General features: G+C 72.6%; 20 protein-coding genes. 12 read left to right on the plus strand and 8 right to left on the minus strand.

The genetic code is table 11. From position 1 onward, the window contains the following. Nucleotides 1–8: 8 nt before the first annotated feature. The 4 genes from catC to IF20_RS23775 are packed head-to-tail and all read right to left on the minus strand — an operon-like array spanning nt 9 to nt 3,244. Complete coding sequence (gene catC, locus IF20_RS23760; protein ID WP_052867304.1) at nt 9–290, minus strand: muconolactone Delta-isomerase; 282 nt, start codon at nt 288–290, stop codon at nt 9–11. Nucleotides 291–296: 6 nt separating this feature from the next. Further along, nucleotides 297–1,148, minus strand: a complete 852-nt coding sequence (gene catA, locus IF20_RS23765; RefSeq protein WP_052867305.1) for a catechol 1,2-dioxygenase — start codon at nt 1,146–1,148, stop codon at nt 297–299. A 20-nt stretch (nt 1,149–1,168) separates the two neighbouring features. After that, the gene (locus IF20_RS23770; protein ID WP_052867306.1) at nt 1,169–2,272 is read right to left on the minus strand and encodes a mandelate racemase/muconate lactonizing enzyme family protein; all 1,104 of its coding nucleotides are present in this window, start codon (nt 2,270–2,272) and stop codon (nt 1,169–1,171) included. Between the two features lie 60 nt (nt 2,273–2,332). Next, nucleotides 2,333–3,244 carry a LysR substrate-binding domain-containing protein gene (locus IF20_RS23775; protein ID WP_052867307.1) on the minus strand — a complete coding sequence of 304 codons (912 nt, stop codon included), beginning with the start codon at nt 3,242–3,244 and terminating at the stop codon, nt 2,333–2,335. 235 nt (nt 3,245–3,479) lie between these two features. Between IF20_RS23775 and benA the strand changes: the two genes are divergently transcribed. The 8 genes from benA (at nt 3,480) to IF20_RS23815 (ending at nt 13,628) form a co-directional block, all read left to right on the plus strand. Then, nucleotides 3,480–4,838, plus strand: coding sequence for a benzoate 1,2-dioxygenase large subunit (gene benA / locus IF20_RS23780; protein ID WP_052867308.1), 1,359 nt, complete (start codon nt 3,480–3,482; stop codon nt 4,836–4,838). Then, the gene (benB, locus tag IF20_RS23785; protein WP_052867309.1) at nt 4,835–5,338 is read left to right on the plus strand and encodes a benzoate 1,2-dioxygenase small subunit; all 504 of its coding nucleotides are present in this window, start codon (nt 4,835–4,837) and stop codon (nt 5,336–5,338) included. Before benA ends, benB begins: the two co-directional genes overlap by 4 nt. A 33-nt stretch (nt 5,339–5,371) precedes the next feature. After that, complete coding sequence (gene benC, locus IF20_RS23790; protein WP_052867310.1) at nt 5,372–6,382, plus strand: benzoate 1,2-dioxygenase electron transfer component BenC; 1,011 nt, start codon at nt 5,372–5,374, stop codon at nt 6,380–6,382. Further along, entirely contained in the window at nt 6,379–7,170 is a 792-nt protein-coding gene (locus tag IF20_RS23795; RefSeq protein WP_052867311.1) for a 1,6-dihydroxycyclohexa-2,4-diene-1-carboxylate dehydrogenase, read from the plus strand. The genes benC and IF20_RS23795 overlap by 4 nt, the downstream gene beginning before the upstream one ends. 46 nt (nt 7,171–7,216) lie before the next feature. After that, nucleotides 7,217–10,012, plus strand: a complete 2,796-nt coding sequence (locus IF20_RS23800) for a helix-turn-helix transcriptional regulator (RefSeq protein ID WP_110944472.1) — start codon at nt 7,217–7,219, stop codon at nt 10,010–10,012. Nucleotides 10,013–10,060: 48 nt separating this feature from the next. Continuing rightward, entirely contained in the window at nt 10,061–10,693 is a 633-nt protein-coding gene (locus IF20_RS23805; RefSeq protein WP_052867312.1) for an alpha-ketoglutarate-dependent dioxygenase AlkB, read from the plus strand. Nucleotides 10,694–10,776: 83 nt separating this feature from the next. Further along, nucleotides 10,777–11,571 carry a 3-hydroxybutyrate dehydrogenase gene (locus IF20_RS23810; protein ID WP_110944473.1) on the plus strand — a complete coding sequence of 265 codons (795 nt, stop codon included), beginning with the start codon at nt 10,777–10,779 and terminating at the stop codon, nt 11,569–11,571. Between the two features lie 80 nt (nt 11,572–11,651). Continuing rightward, the gene (locus tag IF20_RS23815; protein ID WP_052867314.1) at nt 11,652–13,628 is read left to right on the plus strand and encodes a helix-turn-helix domain-containing protein; all 1,977 of its coding nucleotides are present in this window, start codon (nt 11,652–11,654) and stop codon (nt 13,626–13,628) included. A gap of 142 nt (nt 13,629–13,770) precedes the next feature. Here IF20_RS23815 and IF20_RS23820 read toward each other — a convergent pair whose 3' ends face one another. Next, on the minus strand, nt 13,771–15,141 hold the full coding sequence (locus IF20_RS23820; RefSeq protein WP_052867315.1) for an MFS transporter: 1,371 nt from the start codon (nt 15,139–15,141) through the stop codon (nt 13,771–13,773). A 315-nt stretch (nt 15,142–15,456) separates the two neighbouring features. On the opposite strand from IF20_RS23820, the gene IF20_RS23825 reads away from it, so the two are divergent. After that, nucleotides 15,457–15,840, plus strand: coding sequence for a hypothetical protein (locus IF20_RS23825; RefSeq protein WP_052867316.1), 384 nt, complete (start codon nt 15,457–15,459; stop codon nt 15,838–15,840). Between the two features lie 68 nt (nt 15,841–15,908). Here IF20_RS23825 and IF20_RS23830 read toward each other — a convergent pair whose 3' ends face one another. Then, nucleotides 15,909–16,406 carry a MaoC family dehydratase gene (locus IF20_RS23830; protein WP_052867317.1) on the minus strand — a complete coding sequence of 166 codons (498 nt, stop codon included), beginning with the start codon at nt 16,404–16,406 and terminating at the stop codon, nt 15,909–15,911. Between the two features lie 91 nt (nt 16,407–16,497). On the opposite strand from IF20_RS23830, the gene IF20_RS23835 reads away from it, so the two are divergent. The 3 genes from IF20_RS23835 (at nt 16,498) to IF20_RS23845 (ending at nt 18,875) form a co-directional block, all read left to right on the plus strand. Beyond that, nucleotides 16,498–17,676 (plus strand): cytochrome P450 family protein, encoded by a 1,179-nt coding sequence (locus IF20_RS23835; protein ID WP_052867318.1) that lies wholly within the window; start codon nt 16,498–16,500, stop codon nt 17,674–17,676. Nucleotides 17,677–17,720: 44 nt separating this feature from the next. After that, complete coding sequence (locus tag IF20_RS23840; protein WP_110944474.1) at nt 17,721–18,410, plus strand: TetR/AcrR family transcriptional regulator; 690 nt, start codon at nt 17,721–17,723, stop codon at nt 18,408–18,410. A 63-nt stretch (nt 18,411–18,473) separates the two neighbouring features. Next, nucleotides 18,474–18,875 (plus strand): ester cyclase, encoded by a 402-nt coding sequence (locus IF20_RS23845; RefSeq protein ID WP_052867319.1) that lies wholly within the window; start codon nt 18,474–18,476, stop codon nt 18,873–18,875. Between the two features lie 72 nt (nt 18,876–18,947). On the opposite strand, the gene IF20_RS23850 is transcribed toward IF20_RS23845, so the two are convergent. Together IF20_RS23850 and dhaL are read right to left on the minus strand one after the other, a co-directional pair. Next, a complete protein-coding gene (locus IF20_RS23850; RefSeq protein WP_052867320.1) occupies nt 18,948–19,394 on the minus strand; it encodes a PTS-dependent dihydroxyacetone kinase phosphotransferase subunit DhaM in 447 nt (148 codons plus the stop codon). Further along, nucleotides 19,391–19,957, minus strand: coding sequence for a dihydroxyacetone kinase subunit DhaL (dhaL, locus tag IF20_RS23855; RefSeq protein WP_052867411.1), 567 nt, complete (start codon nt 19,955–19,957; stop codon nt 19,391–19,393). The genes IF20_RS23850 and dhaL overlap by 4 nt, the downstream gene beginning before the upstream one ends. Nucleotides 19,958–20,005: the final 48 nt, after the last annotated feature.

Here is a 20,005-nt window from a genome sequence, read left to right on the forward strand (position 1 = left end):
CTCCTCCGTCAGGCGTTGATGTCGGAGGGGTGCACCGCCAGCGGCGTCACCTCGATGGACATGTACGGGAAGAGCGGCAGGCCCCAGAGGATGTCGTGCAGCTCGTCGTTGGACTCCACGTCGAAGACGCTGAGGTTGGCGTACTGGCCGACGCACCGCCAGATGTGCGGCCACTTCCCGGACTTCTGCAGCTCCTGGGAGTACGCCTTCTCACGGGCGATCGTGTCGGCCTTGACCTCGGGGTCCAGGTCGGCGGGGAGGTCGACGTCCATCTTCACTGCGAACAGCATGCTTGCTCAGGCCTCCACCGGGTCGAGGACGAAGTCGTAGGTGACCTCGTTGCCCTTCCCGCTCGTCGCGGGCTTCGGGTCCAGGATCAGTTCGGGCTTCACGGCCTGGGCGATGTCGTCCTCGACGTGGCTGCCGCCCTGGAAGTACAGCTGCGTGGTGATCAGCTGGTGGCCGGGCGCCGACACCTTCAGGTGCAGGTGCGCGGGGCGCCAGGCGTGCCAGCCGGCCGCGGCGATCAGCTTGCCGCAGGAGCCGTCGGTGGGGATCTGGTACGGCGCCGGCTGGATCGTGTGGATCTTGAAGTTGCCCTGCGCGTCGGCGACGACGGTGCCGCGCAGGTTCCACTCCGGCAGGTTCGGTGCGTACTGCGAGTACAGCCCGTCGTCGTCGGCGTGCCACATCTCCACGTGCGCGCCCGCCAGCGGCGTACCGTCCACGGCGCGGACCTGGCCCTGGAAGAGCAGCGGGGTGCCGGGCTCGTCCGCGCGCATCGGCAGCGTCGCCTCCGCCTCGTGCCGCGGCGACTCCGGGACGTAGTACGGGCCCTCGATGGTGCCCTTGCTGCCCTGCCGGTTCTCGTTGGCGACCTCCTCGACGACGTGCTCGATCCACACGTCGAGGAAGAGCGGCCACTCGCCGTCCTGGCCGACGCCGATGAGCCACGCCTTCAGTGCGTCGTACTCGGCGTAGGTCACCTTGTGGCGGCGGATGACGTCGTGCACCGCGGTGATGACCTCGGTGGCAAGGGTGGAGACGCGCTCCTGGCTGACGGCGGCCTCGGAGCGCTGCTTGGCGCGGAAGGCCTCGGTCGCCGAGGCGCCGGACGCGGCGGCGGTGGCCTGGGTGGTGTCGGTCATGATGTCGCTCCTCTGGTCGTTCAGGTGTCCTGCCGGTACCGGGCCAGCTTTTCCGGGTCGAGTACGAGTCCCAGGCCCGCGCCCTCGCGGACCCGCAGCGTGCCGTCCTCGATCCGCAGCGGTTCGGCCAGGAGGTCGTCGCTCATGTCGAGGAAGTTGGACAGCTCGCCGGCCCGGCGGGACGTCAGCTCGTACGCCGATCCGAAGGCGGCGGTGCACAACGTGCCGATCTGCCCGTCGATCTGATTGCCCATCACCGCCTCGACGCCCAGGCCCTCGCACAGGTGGTGGACGCGCTGGGAGTACGTGAAGCCGGTACGGGCCGTCTTGATGCTGATGGCGGTCGCGGAACCGCCCAGCAGCTCGCGGGTCACCTCGCCGGGGCGGGTGGCGCTCTCGTCGGCGACGAACGGTATGTCGGTGTGCGCGACCAGCCGGCGACGGCCGAGCACGTCGTCGGCCGGACAGAGCTCCTCGGCCAGCGTCAGGTCGAGTCCGTCCATCGCGCGCAGGGCGCGGGCCGACTCCGCGGCGGTCCAGCCGCGGTTGCCGTCGATGTACAGCTCGACGTCGTTGCCCAGGCCCTCGCGCAGCGCGCGGCAGGCTTCGACGTCGAGCTGGAAGGGGCGGCGGCCGACCTTCACCTTGAAGGTGGTGATGCCGTACGTGTCGCGGAAGCGCCGGGCCTCGTCGACCATCTGCTCCGGCGGTGCGAAGCCGACCATGTGCGAGACCCGCATCCGGTCGGTGAAGCCGCCGAGCAGTTCGGTGACCGGCAGCCCGACGGACTGGCCGATGATGTCCCACAGGGCCATGTCGACGGCCGACTTGGCGGTGGGGTTGCCGACCGTGCGGTTCAGGCGGTGGTGGACCGCCTCGCGTGCGGTCGGGGCCAGGCCGGTGAGCTGCGGCGCGAAGATCTTGTCGAGGACGGCGACGATGGAGTCCTGGGTCTCGCCGTAGGTGAAGGGGCGCGGGGGCGCCTCGGCGACACCCACCAGGCCGTCGTCGGTGTGCACGCGGACGAGGACGTGTTCGGCCGTGTGGACCTCGCCGCTGGCGAACCTCAGCGGCTTCTTGTAGGGGATGGCGAAGGGGATCGCCTCGATGTCGGTGATCTTCATCGGTCCTCGTCTGCGGTGGCTGTCATCCGTCCTCGGGGGCCGGATCGGATGCGGTGGCTTTCAGTGGTCCCCGGCGGCCGGGTCCGGGACGAACACGCCGTGCGTCTCCAGGACGCCGATCAGCTTCTCCAGCAGGGGAGAGGCGTCGTTCTCGCGCCAGGCGAGGGCGAGTCCGACGGTCTCCGCGTCCCGGACGGGCTTGAAGACGACGCCGTCCCGGGAGACCGAGCGGACGGAGTCGGGGAGCAGGGCGATCCCCAGGCCGGCGGCGACGAGCGCCAGCGCGGTCGAGGTCTCGGTGACATCGTGTGCGCAGTGCGGGTAGTAGCCCGCCGCGAGGCAGCTCCGGGTGACGGCGTCGTTGACGACGGACCGGGAGTTGACCGCGTACATGATGAAGTTCTCGTGGCGCAGCTGGCCGACCTCGGCGGCCTCCGCGTCGCTCAGCCAGTGGTCCTCGGGGACCGCCAGCACCAGCGGCTCCCGGGCGACCTCCCGGCAGGCGATGCCCTCCTGGCGGACCGGCGGCCGGAGCATGCCCACGTCGAGACGGTTCTCGGTGAGGGCCAGCTCCTGCGCCGGGGTCAGCAGTTCGGTGTGGATCTCCAGCGCCACCCCGGGCATCTCCTCCTTGACCAGCCGGGCGATCTCCGGGAGCTGCCGGTAGCAGGCGGTCCCGGTGAGACCCAGCCGCAGGATTCCCTCCGCGCCCTTCGCGAAGCGGCGCACGCGGGTGGTGGCCTCGTCGACCGACTGCAGGATGCGTACCGCGTCGGTACGGAAGACCTCGCCGGCCCCGGTCAGGGCCACCTGGCGGGTGGTGCGGGTGAAGAGCTCGACCCCGAGATCCGCCTCCAGCTGCCGGATCGCCTGGGACAGCGGGGGCTGTGCCATGTGCAGGTTCTCCGCGGCGCGGCCGAAGTGCCGGGTCTCGGCGACGGCGACGAAATAGCGCAGGTGGCGCAGTTCCATGGGGGCCTCCTTGGCTTCCTTGCCGCCGGCTGCGGCTCATCGTAGGCAGCGGCTCTCAGACGAGAGAAATACTCTTTTCCCGTCTATTGATATGCAAGGAATCTGAATAGGGCCCTGGGTCAACCCTGGGGGAATGCCCGGGGTGGCGTCGTCACCCCGCTGCCATGGTGCTGACAAGCGGCCGTGAGAGCCCCCGACGGGACGACGGGGCACCGGGCGCAGGTTTGGAGGGACCATGACGCAGACGTCGGTCACCACCCGGGCGATCCTGGACGACGCCCTGGTGGAGGACGAGGAGAACGGAATCCACCGGGCCCGGCGGAAGATCTTCACCGACGAGGAGATCTTCGAGCTGGAGATGAAGTACATCTTCGAGGGCAACTGGGTCTATCTCGCCCACGAGACGCAGATCCCGGAGATCGGCGACTACGTCACGACGTACATCGGCCGCCAGCCCGTGGTGATCTCGCGGAGCAAGGACGGCGAACTGCACGCGTTGATCAACGCGTGCAGCCACCGCGGCGCGATGCTCTGCCGCCGCAAGACGGACAACCGCACCACCTTCACCTGCCCGTTCCACGGCTGGACGTTCAACAACTCCGGCAAGCTGCTGAAGGTCAAGGACGGCCGCGGCGCCGGCTACCCCGAGCAGTTCAACAAGGACGGCTCGCACGACCTCACCAAGGTCCCCCGCTTCGAGAACTACCGCGGCTTCCTCTTCGGCAGCCTCAACCCGGACGTGCTGCCGCTCACCGAGCACCTCGGCGAGGCCACCAAGATCATCGACATGATCGTGGACCAGTCGCCGGAGGGCCTGGAGGTGCTGCGCGGCTCCTCGACCTACACCTACGACGGCAACTGGAAGGTCCAGGCGGAGAACGGCGCCGACGGCTACCACGTCTCCGCCACCCACTGGAACTACGCGGCCACCACCGCGCGCCGCACCTCCGGCGAGTCCGCCAACGACACCAAGAACATGGACGCCGGCAGCTGGGCCCGCCAGAAGGGCGGCTACTACTCCTTCGCACACGGCCACCTGCTGCTGTGGACCCGGTGGGAGGACCCGTCCAACCGCTCCCTCAACGAGCGCCGGGACGAACTGGTCGAGGAGTTCGGCGAGGTCAAGGCCGACTGGATGATCGAGTATTCGCGCAATCTCTGCCTGTACCCGAACGTCTACCTGATGGACCAGTTCAGCTCCCAGATCCGGCACTTCCGCCCGCTCGCCGTGGACAGGACCGAGGTCACCATCTACTGCATCGCCCCCAAGGGCGAGAGCGCCGAGGCCCGCGCCAACCGCATCCGCCAGTACGAGGACTTCTTCAACGCCTCCGGCATGGCCACCCCGGACGACCTGGAGGAGTTCCGCTCCTGCCAGAAGACCTACCTGGCCGGCGCCGCCCCCTGGAACGACCTCAGCCGCGGCGTCGCCCACAAGATCGAGGGCCCGGACGAGGACGCGAAGAAACTCGGCATCAACCCGATCGCCAGCGGCGCGCGCACCGAGGACGAGACCCTCTACCCGATCCAGCACGGGTACTGGCTGGAGACCATGCGCGGCGCGGTGGCCGCCGAGGACGGAGCGACGCCATGACGACCACCACAGACGTCACGGTCGAGGACATCCGCCAGTTCCTCTACCGGGAGGCCCGCCACCTCGACGACCGCGAATTCGAGAAGTGGCTGGAGTGCTACCACCCGGACGTCGAATTCTGGATGCCGGCCTGGGCCGACGACGACGAGCTCACCCGCGACCCCCGGACCGAGATCTCCCTCATCTACTACGCCAACCGCGGCGGCCTGGAGGACCGGGTCTTCCGCATCCGCACGGACCGCTCCAGCGCGACCAGCCTCCCCGAGCCGCGCACCGGCCACCACATCGCCAACGTGGAGGTCGTCGAGCGCCGCGGCGCCGAGATCGACATCCGCTTCAACTGGCACACGCTGTACTACCGCTACCAGAACATCGACCCGTACTTCGGGACGTCGTTCTACACCATCGACTTCTCGGGCGAGACCCCACTGATCAGGAAGAAGAAGGTCGTTCTGAAGAACGACTGCATTCATCACGTGGTCGACATCTACCACATCTGATCACAACGCCCTTCCCCCCGAAGTGAGTTCACCATGAGCAGTTATCAGGTCGCCCTGGCCTTCGAGGACGGCATCACGCGGTTCGTCACCTGCGGACCGGACGAGACCGTCGCCGACGCCTCGTACAAGGCCCGCATCAACATCCCCCTCGACTGCCGCGACGGCGCCTGCGGCACCTGCAAGTCCCGCTGCGAGAGCGGCAGTTACGACGCCGGCGACTACATCGAGGAGGCGCTGACCGACGAGGAGGCCGCGCAGGGGTACGCGCTGCCCTGCCAGATGACCCCGCGGAGCGATCTGGTGCTCCGCATCCCCACCACGTCGGACGCCGCGAAGACGGCAGCCGTCAGGCATCAGGCCACCCTTGTCGGGCTGGAGCGGCTGTCCGCGACGACCGTCGGCTGCACGCTCGAACTCGACGACCGCGACGCGCTGGCCTTCCTCCCCGGCCAGTACGTCAACGTCGCCGTGCCCGGCACGGACGTCACCCGGTCGTACTCGTTCAGCAACGGACCCGCCGAGGGCCTGGGCTCCTTCCTCGTCCGCCTCACCGAGGACGGCGCGATGTCGAGCTATCTGCGGGACCGCGCCCAGGTCGGCGACCGCCTCGAATTCACCGGCCCCATGGGCAGCTTCTACCTGCGCGAGATCCGGCGGCCCGCGCTGCTGCTGGCCGGCGGCACCGGGCTGGCGCCGATGCTGTCCATGCTGGAGAAGATGACCACCGAGCCGCCGTCCCACCCGGTCCACCTGATCTACGGCGTCTCCTCCGACGAGGACCTGGTCCGCCTGGAGACGCTCGCCGATTACGCCGCGGTGATCCCCGGATTCACCTACGACACCTGCGTCAGGGAGTACGTGACCGAGCGGCTGGAGCCGAAGCACCTCCACGACGGCGACGTGGACGTGTACGTCTGCGGACCGCCGCCCATGGTCGAGGGCGTACGCGAACACTTCCGGCGACAGGGCGTCACACCCGCCAATCTCCACCACGAGAAGTTCGCTCCCACCGGAGCCGGTGACCTCGTCGGCGCCGCCCGATGACGCACTTCCCCGGCCGGTTCGCCGGCAAGAAGGCCGTCATCACCGGGGCGGCACAGGGCATCGGCGAGTGCGTCGCCCGCCGGATGGCCGCCGAGGGCGCCGAGGTCGCGCTCGTGGACCGCGCGGAACTCGTACACGAGGTGGCGACGGAGCTGGTCGAGGGCGGTGCCACCGCATACGGGATCACCGCCGACCTGGAGCAGTACACGGGCGCCGAAGCGGCCGTGACCGAGGCCCACCGGGCGCTCGGCGGCCGCATCGACATCCTGGTCAACAACGTCGGCGGCACCATCTGGGCCAAGCCCTACGAGCACTACACCCCGGAGCAGATCCAGGCCGAAGTGCAGCGCTCCCTCTTCCCGACGCTGTGGACCTGCCGCGCAGCTCTCCCGCACCTCATCGCCCGGCGCGCCGGCACCGTCGTGAACGTCTCCTCGGTCGCCACCCGCGGCGTCAACCGCGTCCCGTACGCCGCGGCCAAGGGCGGCGTCAACGGCATCACCTCCGCGCTGGCCCTGGAGGCCGCCCCGTACGGCATCCGCGTCGTCGCCACCGCGCCCGGCGGCACCGACGCGCCGCCCCGCCGGGTCGCCCGCGGCCCGGCCGCCACCGACGCGCAGGAACGCGCCTGGTACCAGCAGATCGTCGACCAGACGGTGGAATTCTCGCTGCTCAAGCGGTACGGGACCCTCGACGAGCAGGCCGCCGCCATCTGCTTCCTGGCCTCCGACGAAGCCTCGTACATCACCGCGTCGGTGCTGCCCGTCGCCGGCGGTGACCAGGGATGAGCGGCCCGCGCGAGCCCGCGGCGCCGCGCGGCTAAGGTGAGTCCCGATGGACGATCACGACGGTTCGCCTCTCCTTCCGGACGGCGTGGGCGGGACGGTCCACCGGGGCCCGGCGGGCCGCCGGGCCGAGCTGGCGGCCCTGCACCGCCTGCTGGCCGACGCGCGCGCCGGACACCCCTCGATCGTGCTGGTCGAGGGGGCCTCCGGCATGGGCAAGACCGCGCTGATCGAGCACTTCGTGCGGGAGAGCGGTCCCGGCGAGCACGGCCCCGCCGGGCAGGGCGCCGTCCGCGTGCACCGCGCCGGCGGCGTGCGCTGGGAGAACGAGCTGGACCTCGGCGTCGCCGACCAGCTGGCCAAGGCGGCGGGCGCCGCCCTGTTCCCGGACGACGCGCCCGCCGAACCGCCCGGTCCGCTCGCCGCCGGCCGCCGGCTGTACGAGATATGGAGCGCCGACCGCGCGGACACCGCCGTCGTCGTCATCGACGACGCCCACTGGGCGGACGCCGCCTCGCTGCGCGCCGTCGCCTCCGCGGTCCGCCGAATGTCCACCGAGAAGGTCCTGGTCGTACTGGCCGCCGCCGACGACGAGCTGCACCGGCTGCCCGTCGACGTACTGGACTTCCTCGCCGGCTACCGCGACGGGGCGCTGCGGCTGGGCCCGCTCACCCCCGAGGACGTCCAGCATCTGGCCTGGAGCGCCGAACGCGTCGACCTCTCGCTCCCCGCCGCCCGCATCCTCTGCCGCCACACCCGCGGCAACCCGCTGCACATCACCGACCTGCTGCAGGAGGTGCCCGCCGGCATCTGGCGCGACTGGCAGCCCGCACTGCCCGCACCCCGGCGGTACGCCTCCGCCGTGCACCGCCGCCTCGACGCCTGCGGCCCGCAGGCCCGCACCCTGATCGAGGCCTGCTCGGCGCTCGGCGAGTCCGTGCCGTTCGCCGAGGCCGCCGAGCTGTCCGGCGTCGCCGACCCGCTCGCGGCCGTCGACGAGGCCCGCCGGGCCGGGCTGCTCACCACCGCCGACGGCCCCGGACTGACCCTCCTCACCTTCCCGCACCCGCTGGTACGGGCCGCCGTGCACGGCGCGCTCGGCCTCGTCGAACGCGGCGACCTGCACCGCCGCGCCGCGGAGATCGTCGAGGACCACGGCCGCCGCCTGATGCACCGGGTCGCCGCCACCCCCACCGCCGACGCCGAGCTGGCCGACGACCTGGACCGGTTCGCCGCCGACCGGGCCGCCGAAGGCGCCTGGTCCCAGGTGGCCGGCGCGCTGGTCGCCGCCAGCCGGCTCACCCCCGCTCGCGCCACCCGCCGCGACCGGCTGCTGCGGGCCGTGGACGCGCTGGTCGGCGCGGGGGACCGGCCGCAGGCCGAGACCTTCGCCGCCGAGCTGGAGAGCTACCCGCCCGGCGCGCTCCGCGACTCCGTCCTCGGCTACCTCGCCATCACCCGCGGCCGCCCCGAAGAGGCCGAGGTGCGCCTCACGCACGCCTGGGAGCGCTGCGACCCGGCCCGCCGGCCCGAGCTGGCCGCCGCCATCTGCCACCGCCGGGTACTGCACTCCCTCGGCCGCTGCCGCGCCGCCGACCTCGTCCACTGGGCCCGCAAGGCCGTCGACCTGGTCGGCCCGATGGAGCCGTCGGCGGTCGAGTCGGAGGCGATCCTCGGGCTCGGACTCGCCGCCATGGGCCGCACCGAGGAGGCCGCGCACGCCTACGACGACGTACTGGCCCGGATCGCGGACAGCGCCCAGTCCCAGCGCGTGCAGATGGGCCGGGGCTGGATGGACCTGGCGAGGGACGAGCCGGAGGCCGCGCGGCGCGAGCTGGAGGGCGCCGTGCCCACCGGCTTCCGCAGCGGCTCCACCCGCATCTCGCTGTGGGCGCAGGCCTGGCTGGCCCGCACCCAGTTCGCGCTGGGCGCCTGGCAGGACGCGGTGCGCACGGTCGACCGGGCCGCGGCGCAGCTCGCCGAGGTCCGGATGGAGCTGCTGCGCCCGCTGGTGCACTGGACGGGCGCGCAGGTCCACGCCCTGCGCGGCGACTGGCCGACCGCGTACCACCACGCCCGGCAGGCCTCCGCCGACATGCAGCACTACGAGGCGATGGTGGTGCCGGCCTGCCTGGCCCGCGCCCAGGTCGCCGAGGCGCGCGGCCAGTACGAGCGGGTGACCGCGGCGCTGGAACCCGTCCTGCGGCTGCGGCACCGCGAGGGCATCGACGAGCCCGGCTTCTGGCCCTGGCCGGACGTCTACGCCAACGCGCTGGTCATGACCAACCGGGTGCCCGAGGCCGACGCCTTCCTCAAGCCCTTCGAAGAGCTGGCCGCCGACCGCGGCCACCGCTCCACGATGGCCCGGCTCGGCTACGTACGCGGCCGCATCGCCGGCTCCGAGGGCGACCTCGACGCGGCCCGCGCCCACTTCGAAGGCGCACTGGCCCACCTCGAACACCTGCCGCTGCCGTACGACCGGGCGCGGGTGAGCTACGCGTACGGGCAGACGCTCCGCCGGGCGGGCAAGCGCCGGGAGGCGGACGCGCTGCTCCAGAACGCCCGGGACGCGTACGTGCTGCTCGGCGCCCGCACGTACGTCGAGCGCTGCGAGCGGGAGCTCCAGGCGGGCGGGCTGAAACGGGACGGCGTGGCGGAGTTCTCCCGGCTCACCGCACAGGAGCGGGCGGTGGCCCGGCTGGTCGCGCGCGGGATGAGCAATGCGCAGGTCGCGTCGGAGCTGTTCCTGTCGGTGAAGACCGTGCAGTACCACCTCACACACGTCTATGCGAAGTTCGGCGTGCGCTCGCGGGGTGAGCTGGCGGCCGTGTTCCGCGATTCCTGACCGAAAAGATATTCGCACAAAAATTCGAACACGGCGTACGCTGGCGCCATGGTCACGACGCATCTGCAGAGCTCGCTCTTCGACGGGGTCGAGGACATCGGTCTGCGGCCGTTGGCGGGGGTCGAGCGCACGACCCTGGGCCTCGGCGCCTGGATCGACGTGCTGCCCGGCTGGCTGACCGGGGCCGACGAGCTGTTCCAAGAGCTGGTGGCAGCCGTCCCCTGGCACGCCGAGCGGCGGCAGATGTACGAGCGGGTGGTCGATGTGCCGCGGCTGCTGTGCCACTACGCAGAGGGCGTGGAGCTGCCGCATCCGGTGCTCGACGAGGCGCGGGAAGAACTCGGCGCGTACTACGCCGAGGAGCTCGGCGAACCGTTCCGCACCGCCGGCCTCTGCTACTACCGCGACGGCGAGGACAGCGTCGCCTGGCACGGCGACCGCATCGGCCGCGGCCGAAGCCAGGACACCATGGTCGCCATCCTCTCCGTCGGCGAACCCAGGGTGCTGGCGCTGCGCCCGCGCGACGGCGGTGGCCCGACCGTCCGCCGCTCCCTCGGGCACGGCGACCTGATCGTCATGGGCGGCTCCTGCCAGCGCACCTGGGACCACGCCATCCCCAAGACCGCACGCGGGGCCGGCCCCCGCATCAGCATCCAGTTCCGGCCTCGTGGGGTGCTCTGAGGGCCTCGCACACATGCGCATGTCGTGCCTTATGGTCCCGCCCCACATCGGTACGGCACCGTGCGCTGCTTAAGGTGACGCCCATGAGCGCCACCTCCACACCAGGTACCGCCCCCGCGTCCGGCCTCGGCGGCCGCACGGCACTCGTCACCGGCGCGGCCGGCGGCATCGGCGCGGCCTGCGCGCTGCGACTGGCCGCCGACGGCGCCACCGTCCGCGCGGTCGACCGGGACGGCGACGGGCTCGCCCGGCTCGCGGAGCGCGCCGACGGCCTGCCCGGTACGCTCCGGCCGGTCACCCTCGACCTCACCGACCTGGACGCCGCAGAGGAGAGCGCGGCCGGCGCCGACATCCTCGTCAACAACGCGGGCATCCAGCTCGTCCGCCCCATCGAGGATTTCCCGCCCGACGTCTTCGCGACCGTACTCAAGGTCATGCTGGAGGCACCCTTCCGCCTCGTACGCGGCGCGCTGCCCCACATGTACGCCCAGGGCTGGGGCCGCATCGTCAACATCTCCTCCGTGCACGGCCTGCGCGCCTCGCCCTACAAGTCCGCCTACGTCGCCGCCAAGCACGGGCTGGAAGGCCTGTCCAAGGTCGCGGCCCTGGAGGGCGCCGAGCACGGCGTCACCTCCAACTGCGTCAACCCCGGCTACGTCCGCACCCCGCTCGTCGAGAAGCAGCTCGCCGACCAGGCCGAAGCGCACGGCATCCCGACCGAGCGGGTGCTGACCGAGGTCCTGCTCAAGGACTCCGCCGTGAAGCGGCTGGTCGAGCCCGACGAGGTCGCCGACGCCGTGGCCTACCTCTGCGGACCGCAGGCCTCCTTCATCACCGGCACCTCACTGGCCATGGACGGCGGATGGACGGCCCACTGACCCCCGGGCCCGGCCCCGCCGGTCCGCCGCCCCGCGCCGCGACTGGCGCACCGCGGCGTACCGGCGGTATCCCTGGGTCCATGCCAGCCCAGCAGCCCGCCGAGCCCGCGGAACCGGCCGAGACCCCCTTCCTCGACCTGCTCGCCACCGGCGCGCCCGCCGAGGACTTCGAACGCGCCGTCCTGCGCGCCCGGGCCGACGGAGCGTCCCCCGAACGGCTCGCCGCCCTGGAACGCGCCAAGCTGCTCGCCCTGCGGGTCCGCACCGAGCTGGAAGGCCGCCGCCGCCGCGAGGCCGAACTGTCCGCGCTGTACGAAACCGCGCACGACCTCGCGGGACTGCGCGACCTCGACGCGGTGCTCCGCGCCATCGTGCAGCGGGCCCGCTCCCTGCTCGGCACCGAGACCGCGTACATGACCCTCAACGACCCCGTCGCGGGCGACACGTACATGCGCGTCACCGACGGCTCGGTCTCCGCCCGCTTCCAGCAGCTGCGCCTGGGCATGGGGGAGGGCCTGGGCGGCCTGGTCGCGCAGACCGCCCGCCCCTACGTCACCGACAGCTACCTCGACGACCCCCGCTTCCAGCACACCCGGACCATCGACACGGGCGTACGGGACGAGGGCCTCGTCGCGATCCTCGGCGTGCCCCTGAAACTCGGCAGCGGCGTCATCGGCGTGCTCTTCGCCGCCGACCGCCGGGTCCGGGTCTTCGACCACGCCGAGATCGCGCTGCTCGCCGCGCACGCGGCCCACGCGGCCGTCGCCATCGACACCGCCAACCTGCTCGCCGAGACCCGCAAGGCGATGACCGAGCTGGAGGCCGCCAACGAGATCATCCGCGACCGCAGCGGCGTCATCGAGCGCGCCTCCGACATCCACGACCGGCTCGCCGAACTGGTGCTGCGCGGCGGCGGAGTGCAGGACGTGGCCGCCGCCGTCGCCGAAGTCCTCGACGGCACCGTGGAGTTCACCGACGTCGACCGGGTCCCGGCCGAAGCCCTGGAGCGCTGCTCGCGCGCCGACGGGCACGCCGTGCGCGACGGCGACGACTGGGTGGCCGCCGTCCGCTCCGGCAGCGAGGTGCTCGGCGCGCTCGTCCTCCGCGGCCATCCCCGCCTGGACCCCGTCGACCAGCGCACCCTGGAGCGGGCCGCGATGGTGACCTCCCTGCTGCTGCTCGCCCGACGCACCGCCGGCGAGGCCGAACAGCGGGTACGCGGCGAACTCCTGGACGACCTGCTGGACGCCCCGGACCGCGACCCGCGGCTGCTGCGCGAGCGCGCCGCCCGCGTCGCCGCCGACCTGGACACGCCGCACGTCGTACTCGCCGCGTGCCTCGAAGACCCGTCGGGCGACGGAACCGCCCCGGCCGACGGCACGGTGCGGGCCGAGGCACCCGGCGCCACCGCCCCGGACGCCGCCGGGGCCACCGGCCGGCAGCGCCTGTGGTCCGCCGCCTCCCACCTCGCCGCCACCCGCCAAGGGCTGGCCGCCGCGCGGGACGCCGGCGTCGTCCTGCTCCTCCCGCTGAGCCGGGACGGCGACCCCGGCGAAGCCGCCGGGAAGGCCGCCCGCCAACTCGGCGCCGCCGTCCACGCGCCGGTCACCGTCGGCGCCTCCGCGCCCGTACCGGCGCCGGCCGCCACGCCCGCCGCCGTCGCCACCGCCTACGCGCAGGCCCGGCGCTGCCGGGAGGCCCTGCGGGTCCTCGGGCGCTGCGGACAGGGCGCCGCCGCCGAGGACTTCGGCTTCCTCGGCCTGCTGCTGGCCGACGGCCGCGACGTGGACGGCTTCGTCCGCCGCACGCTCGGCGAGGTCGTCGACTACGACGAGCGCCGCGGCACGGACCTGCTGCGCACCCTCGACGCCTACTTCGCCAGCGGCATGAGTCCGGCTCGTACGAAGGACGCGCTGCACGTACACGTCAACACGGTCGCCCAACGCCTGGACCGCATCGGCCGCCTGCTCGGCCCGGGCTGGCAGTCGCCTTCGCGAGCGTTGGAGCTTCAACTGGCCCTGCAACTCCACCACTTGTCCTCCGCGCTGGCGGAGTGAGATACGGAGCAGTCGCGGACCGAGCTGCGCGAGGGCGTCTCCCGGGTGCACCGGCTCCCCATCCACGGGGAGAGCTTCCCCACCGGTGGCAACGCCCCTCCTCCACCTCCCTCCCCTCCACACCACACCCGTACCCGTGAAGCTACCGCGTCCCACTGACAGCCGACGCGTTGTCCACAGCCTCCGGTTCGATCGCCGACAGGTCCCGCTGCCGCGTCTCCTTGGCCGCGTACAGGGCGATCAGCGTCAGCACCGCAGCGGCGATGACGTACAGCGCGATCGGCGTCGGGCTGTCGTAGTCCGCCAGCAGCGCGGTCGCGATCAGCGGCGCGGGCGCACCGGCCGCGAGCGAGGAGAACTGCGCGCCGATCGACGCGCCCGAGTACCGCATCCGCGTAGCGAACATCTCCGCGAAGAACGCGGCCTGCGGCGCGTACATCGCCCCGTGGAAGACCAGCCCGACGGTCACCGCGAGCAGCAGCAGCCCGAAGTTCCCGCTGTCGACCAGCGCGAAGAAGGGGAACGCCCATGCCGCGACCCCCAACGCGCCGACGAGATACACCGGCCGCCGGCCCACCCGGTCCGAGAGCGCGCCCCACGCCGGGATCACCGCGAAGTGCAGCGCGGAGGCGATCAGTACGGCGTTCAGCGCGGTCTGCTGGGACAGGCCGCTGTGCTCGGTGGCGTAGACGAGCACGAACGCCGTGATCACGTAGTACGAGATGTTCTCGGCCATCCGTGCGCCCATCGCGATCAGTACGTCGCGCCAGTGGTATCGCAGGACCGCGACGAGCGGCAGCCGTTCCGCCGCCGGTTCCCTGCCCTTGCGCGCCGTGGCCTGTGCCAGCGCCGCCTTGAACACCGGCGACTCGTCCACCGACAGCCGGATCCACAGCCCGAGCAGCACCAGCACGCCGGACAGCAGGAACGGGATCCGCCAGCCCCAGGACACGAACGCCCCGTCCGGCAGCGTCGCGGTCAGCGCCGCGAGCACCCCGGTCGCCAGCAGCTGCCCGGCCGGTGCGCCGGTCTGCGGCCAGGACGCCCAGAAGCCCCGCCGCCGCGCGTCACCGTGCTCGCTCACCAGCAGCACGGCGCCGCCCCACTCGCCGCCCAGCGCGAACCCCTGGACCAGCCGCAGCAGGGTGAGCAGCAGTGGTGCGGCCGACCCGACCGTGGCGTGCGTGGGCAGCAGGCCGATGGCGAACGTCGCGCCGCCCATCATCAGCAGGCTCAGCACCAGCAGCTTCTTGCGGCCCAGCCGGTCGCCGTAGTGGCCGAAGACCAGCGCACCGACCGGCCGGGCCGCGAACCCGACGGCGTACGTCAGGAACGACAGCAGCGTGCCCACCAGCGGATCGGAGTCCGGGAAGAACAGCTTGTTGAAGACCAGCGCGGCGGCCGATCCGTAGAGGAAGAAGTCGTACCACTCGACGGTGGTGCCGATCAGGCTCGCGGCGACGATGCGCCGCAGACCGGCGGGGGAGGGTGGGACGTGCGCGGTGGCGGCCATGGGCTCACTCCGGAACCGGAAGGGGGACGTTGCGATGTCGCCACACGGTAGGAAGCCGGGAACACCGCGCGTATGTGGTGGCACACCACACTTCCCGGGGGCGGTGTGCGGGCGACGGCCATGCCGTCCGTGACGCGTCATCCGCCGGGTGCCGGTTTCCGGGTCGGTCCGCCCGGGCACCCGGCTGCTCTCACTCGTACCGCTGGGCGAGTGACAATGCGCGGACACCCGCTCCTCCCGGTCGCACACGCGATCCCGCGGGGTGAGCCTGGACGGGGACGGTATCCGCGTACGGCTCGACAGGAAGGTTGCACAGTGGACAGCGCGCACCAGGAGACGCAGGCGGAGCACGCGGCGGAAGTCACGGTCGAGTGCAGCGGATGCAAGCCGGAGGATGCGCAAGCCATCTTCACCGCGCTGCGGACGTCCTTCGCGTCCGACCGCAGCGCGGACGACGCGCCCCGCGAGACGGCCGGCGGGGGACCGAGCGTGTGGACCGCGACCTTCGACGTGAACCAGAGTCGCGACACGCCCGGGCCCACTCAGCTCACCGCCCCCTGCACGGTCACCCTGCAAGGCGGCTACCAGGCGGTCGACCAGCTGCGGAAGGCGCTGCTGCCCGCCTTCGTGGTGTCGGTCGTCGGCACGGCCGCGGGCGACCAGGAGGAAGAGGTCCAGCTCCGCCTGGAGAGCCGCTAGGGCCGAGCCGACGGAGAGCCGTCAGGAGCGGTCCGGCGCAGATCCGGCGCAGAACCGGCGCAGAACGGTCAGGAGCGGTCCGGCCGGCGGGCGAAGAAGTTGAGGGCCGTCAGGGTCAGCACCGGCTCGTCCCGCTGGTTGAGCACCTCGATACCGGTGCGCACGATGCCCCGGTCCGGCTTGGACCGGGAGACGCGCGCGTCCAGGATCGTCGTACGGATCGACAGCGCGTCGCCCGGCCGGACGGGCTGCACCCAGCGCAGTTCGTCCACGCCGGGTGACGCCAGGCTCGCCACCTTGCTCACGTAATGGTCGGCGTAGAGCCGCATCATCACCGCGCTCGTGTGCCAGCCGCTCGCGATCAGTCCCTTGAACGGCCCGTCCTCCGCCGCCACCGGGTCGGTGTGGAAGCTCTGCGGATCGAACCGCCGCGCGAAGTCGAGGATCTCCTCCTCGGTGAGCGTGATGCTGCCGTAGGTGTACACCGCGCCCGGGACGTAGTCCTCGAAGTACCGCTCGGCGATGGGCGTGGCGAAGTCCGTGGGGTTCGATGGCGTCGTCGTCATGCCGGCACGGTATTACGGTACTGACGCGTGGCGTCACGGTAGGGACGTGAGGCATCACGGTACCGACGCACACCATTACGGTACTGACACCATGAGCGCGCACCTGTACGGTCCGGACTTCTTCCGCGACCCCTATGCCACCTACGCCCACCTGCGGTCCGCGGCCCCCGTGCATCCCCTGCCACCGCGCGGCGACGGCCCGCCGAGCTTCCTCGTCACCGGCTACGCCGCCGCCCGCGCCGCGCTCGCCGACCCCCGGCTGTCCAAGGACACCGCGCGCTACTTCGCCGACCGCCCCTCCGACCGCCGGCTCCACCCCGCGCTCGCCCACACCATGCTCGCCACCGACCCGCCGGACCACACCCGGCTGCGCCGCCTGGTGGCCCCCGCCTTCACCACGGGCGCCGCCGCCCGGCTGCGCCCCTACGTCGACGAGCTGACCGCCGAACTGACCCGGGACTGGCGCCCCGGGGACACCGTCGACCTCGTCGCCGGGCTCGCCGGGCCGCTCCCGGTCGCCGTCATCTGCCACCTCCTCGGCGTGCCCGAGGCGGATCGCGCACAGCTGCGTGCCTGGTCGGACCAGCTGTTCGAGGCCGGCGCGCCGGACCGCATCGACGCGGCGTCGTACGAGGTGGCGGGGTACTTCGGCCGGCTCGTCGCCGCCAAGCGGGCGGCGCCCGACGAGAGCCTGCTGTCCGCGCTGATCGCCGCGCGCGACGGCGCCGACCGGCTCGGCGAGGACGAACTCGTCTCGCTCGCCGTGCTGATCCTCGTCGCCGGGCACGAGACCACCACGAACCTCATCGGCAACGCGGTGTCGGCCCTGCTCGCCCACCCGGACGCCGCCGCCCGGCTGCGCGACCGCCCCGAACTGATCCCCGCGGCCCTCGACGAACTCCTGCGCTACGACTCCCCGGTGTCCGTCGCGACGTTCCGGTACGCCACCGAGCCGCTGACGCTCGCCGGGACGGACATCCCCGCGGGAGCCCCGGTACTCGTCTCACCCGGCGCGGCCAACCGCGACCCGGCCCGCTACCCCGACCCCGACGCGCTCGACCTCGACCGCGACGCGGCCGGCCACCTCGCCTTCGGCCACGGCATCCACCGTTGCCTGGGGGCCCCGCTCGCCCGCGTCGAGGCCGCGACCGTGCTGACCACCCTGCTGACCCGCTTCCCCCGCCTCCGCCTCGCCGTCCCCGCCGCCGACCTGCGCCACCGCCACACCCGGCTGATGCGGGGACCGGCAGCGCTGCCGGTGGTGCTGTGAGCCGACCACCGGGCGCACGGCAGGGCGATGACAGACTGTCGGCCGTGAGCGAGGCAGGTACGGCGGGCAGCGACGGACGGACGGCGGACACCGGGCGGCCGGCCCGGCTGTCCCGCGACCGGATCGTCGCGGCGGCCCTGGACCTCGTGGCGCGTGGTGGCAGCGAGGCGCTGTCCATGCGGCGGGTCGCCGACGCGCTCGGCTGCTCCCCGATGAGCCTCTACCGGCACGTGCGCGACAAGGAGGAGCTGCTCGTCCTCATGCTGGACCGGATCGTCGACGGACTCCCGCGCCCCGCGCTGCCCGACGACCCCCGGGCCCGGCTGCTGGCCCTGTTGCGGTGGCAGCACGAGGAACTGGCGGCCCGGCCCTGGATCGCACAGGTCCTGCGGCGGGGTGACGTGATGGCCCCCTCGATCCTGTGGCTGCTGGAGGAGATCTACGCCGCGTGGCAGGCGTGCGGGCTGCCCCTCGACCGGGCCGCCACCGCCAACCGGATCGTCTGGAACTTCCTCCTCGGCGACCTCGCCACGCGCGCCGACCCCCCGCGTGACCGCCCTCCGTACCAGGTCAGCGTCCCCGCGGGAGCCGATGCCGAGACGTACCCCACGCTCGCCGCGCTGCGCCCCTACTGGCTCGCGCCGGACCGTCGTGACCGCTTCGCCGACGACCTCGTGACGCTGGTGGACGCGTTGACGGCGGCCGCCGTCCGGGACCCGCCGCGTAACGGTTGACCCTGTAGCGTACGCGTACGCAAAATAGGTCCATGGACCACACCGAGACGGCCGCGGCCCCCCCTGGAGACGCTCTACCGGCGCTGGCTCCTCGACCTCTGGCACGGTGACTTCGCCGTGGCCGAGGACATCCTTGCCCCCGACTTCGTCGGCCACTGGCCCACGTTCGACGTGCACGGGCCGCACGAGACGGCCGAGCAGATCCGCCGCTCGTACACGTACTTCGACGACATCGAGGTCACGCTCGACGCCGGCCCGGTCGTCGGCGACGGCATGGTGGCCGCGCGCTGGACCTTCCACGGTGCCTACCGCGGCGGCATCCCCGGCACCACCGCGCCGCCCGGCACCCGGATCTCCTTCGCCGGCCAGGACCTCTTCCGGGCCGCCGACGGCCGGTTCACCGAGTACTGGGTCGTCTCCGACGGCCTCGGCATGATGACGGCCCTGGGCGCGGTGGGAGCGTAGGGGTAGGGGCGACGGGCCGGCGCAGCGCCCCGAGGCACCGCGCCGGCCCGATGTCGGCAGCTCGACGCCCGCTCACTCCTTGCGGTAGGAGTACGCCTCCGCGGCGGCCGAGGCCACCGCGTCCAGGTCCGCGCCGGCCGAGGCCGTGACCACGGCGGCCACCGCGCCCTCCAGGAACGGCGCGTCCACCAGCCGGGTCCCCTCCGGCAGTTCGTCGCCCTCGGCGAGCAGCGCCTTCACCGTGAGGACGGCACTGCCCAGGTCCACCAGGACGGCCACGCCGGCGCCGCGGTCGACCGTGCGGGCCGCCTTGGTGATCAGCTCGGCGCTCGTCCCGAGCCCGCCGTCGGGCGTGCCGCCCGCCGCCGTGACCGGCGCCTTCGCGTTGCCGCCGGCGAGCCCCACGGCCAGCTCCGCGACCGACTCGGCCACGGCCTTGCCGTGCGAGACCAGCACGATGCCCACCAGCGCCTCGGGACCGCCGTCCGGCCCTTTCCCGGCCGCTGTTTCCGCGCTCATGCCGTCACCTCCGCGAGTGCCGCGAACAACAAGGCCGACGAGGTCGCCCCCGGGTCCTGGTGGCCGATGCTGCGCTCACCCAGGTAGCTGGCGCGGCCCTTGCGGGCCTGCAACGGCGTGGTGTCCACCGCCCCCTTCTCCGCGGCCTCGGCGGCGTCCGCGAAGGAGGTGCCCAGCGCCTCGACCGCCGGGGCCAGCGCGTCCAGCATCGTCTTGTCGCCCACGGCCGAGCCGCCCAGCTGCGCGACCGCGTCGACCCCGCCGCGGAGCGCCGCCTGCAGTTCCTCGGCGGTCACGCCCGGCGCGTCGCCCAGCGCCTTGCCCGCACGGCGCAGCAGCGTCCCGTACAGCGGCCCCGAGGCGCCGCCCACGGTCGAGATCAACTGCCGCCCCGCGGTGGTCAGTACGGCACCGGGCGCCGCCGGCGGTTCCGACTCCAGCGCCTTGGCGACGGAGGTGAAGCCACGCTGCAGGTTGCTGCCGTGGTCGGCGTCGCCGATGGGGGAGTCCAGCTCGGTGAGGCGCTCGGCCTCCCGGTCCACCAGGGCGGCGGCAGCCTGCATCCAGCGGATGAAGAGCGCGGCATCAAGGGCCGTTTCGGTCACGTGCTG

It is taken from the genome of Streptomyces niger, from assembly GCF_000718305.1.
Lineage (GTDB): Bacteria > Actinomycetota > Actinomycetes > Streptomycetales > Streptomycetaceae > Streptomyces > Streptomyces niger.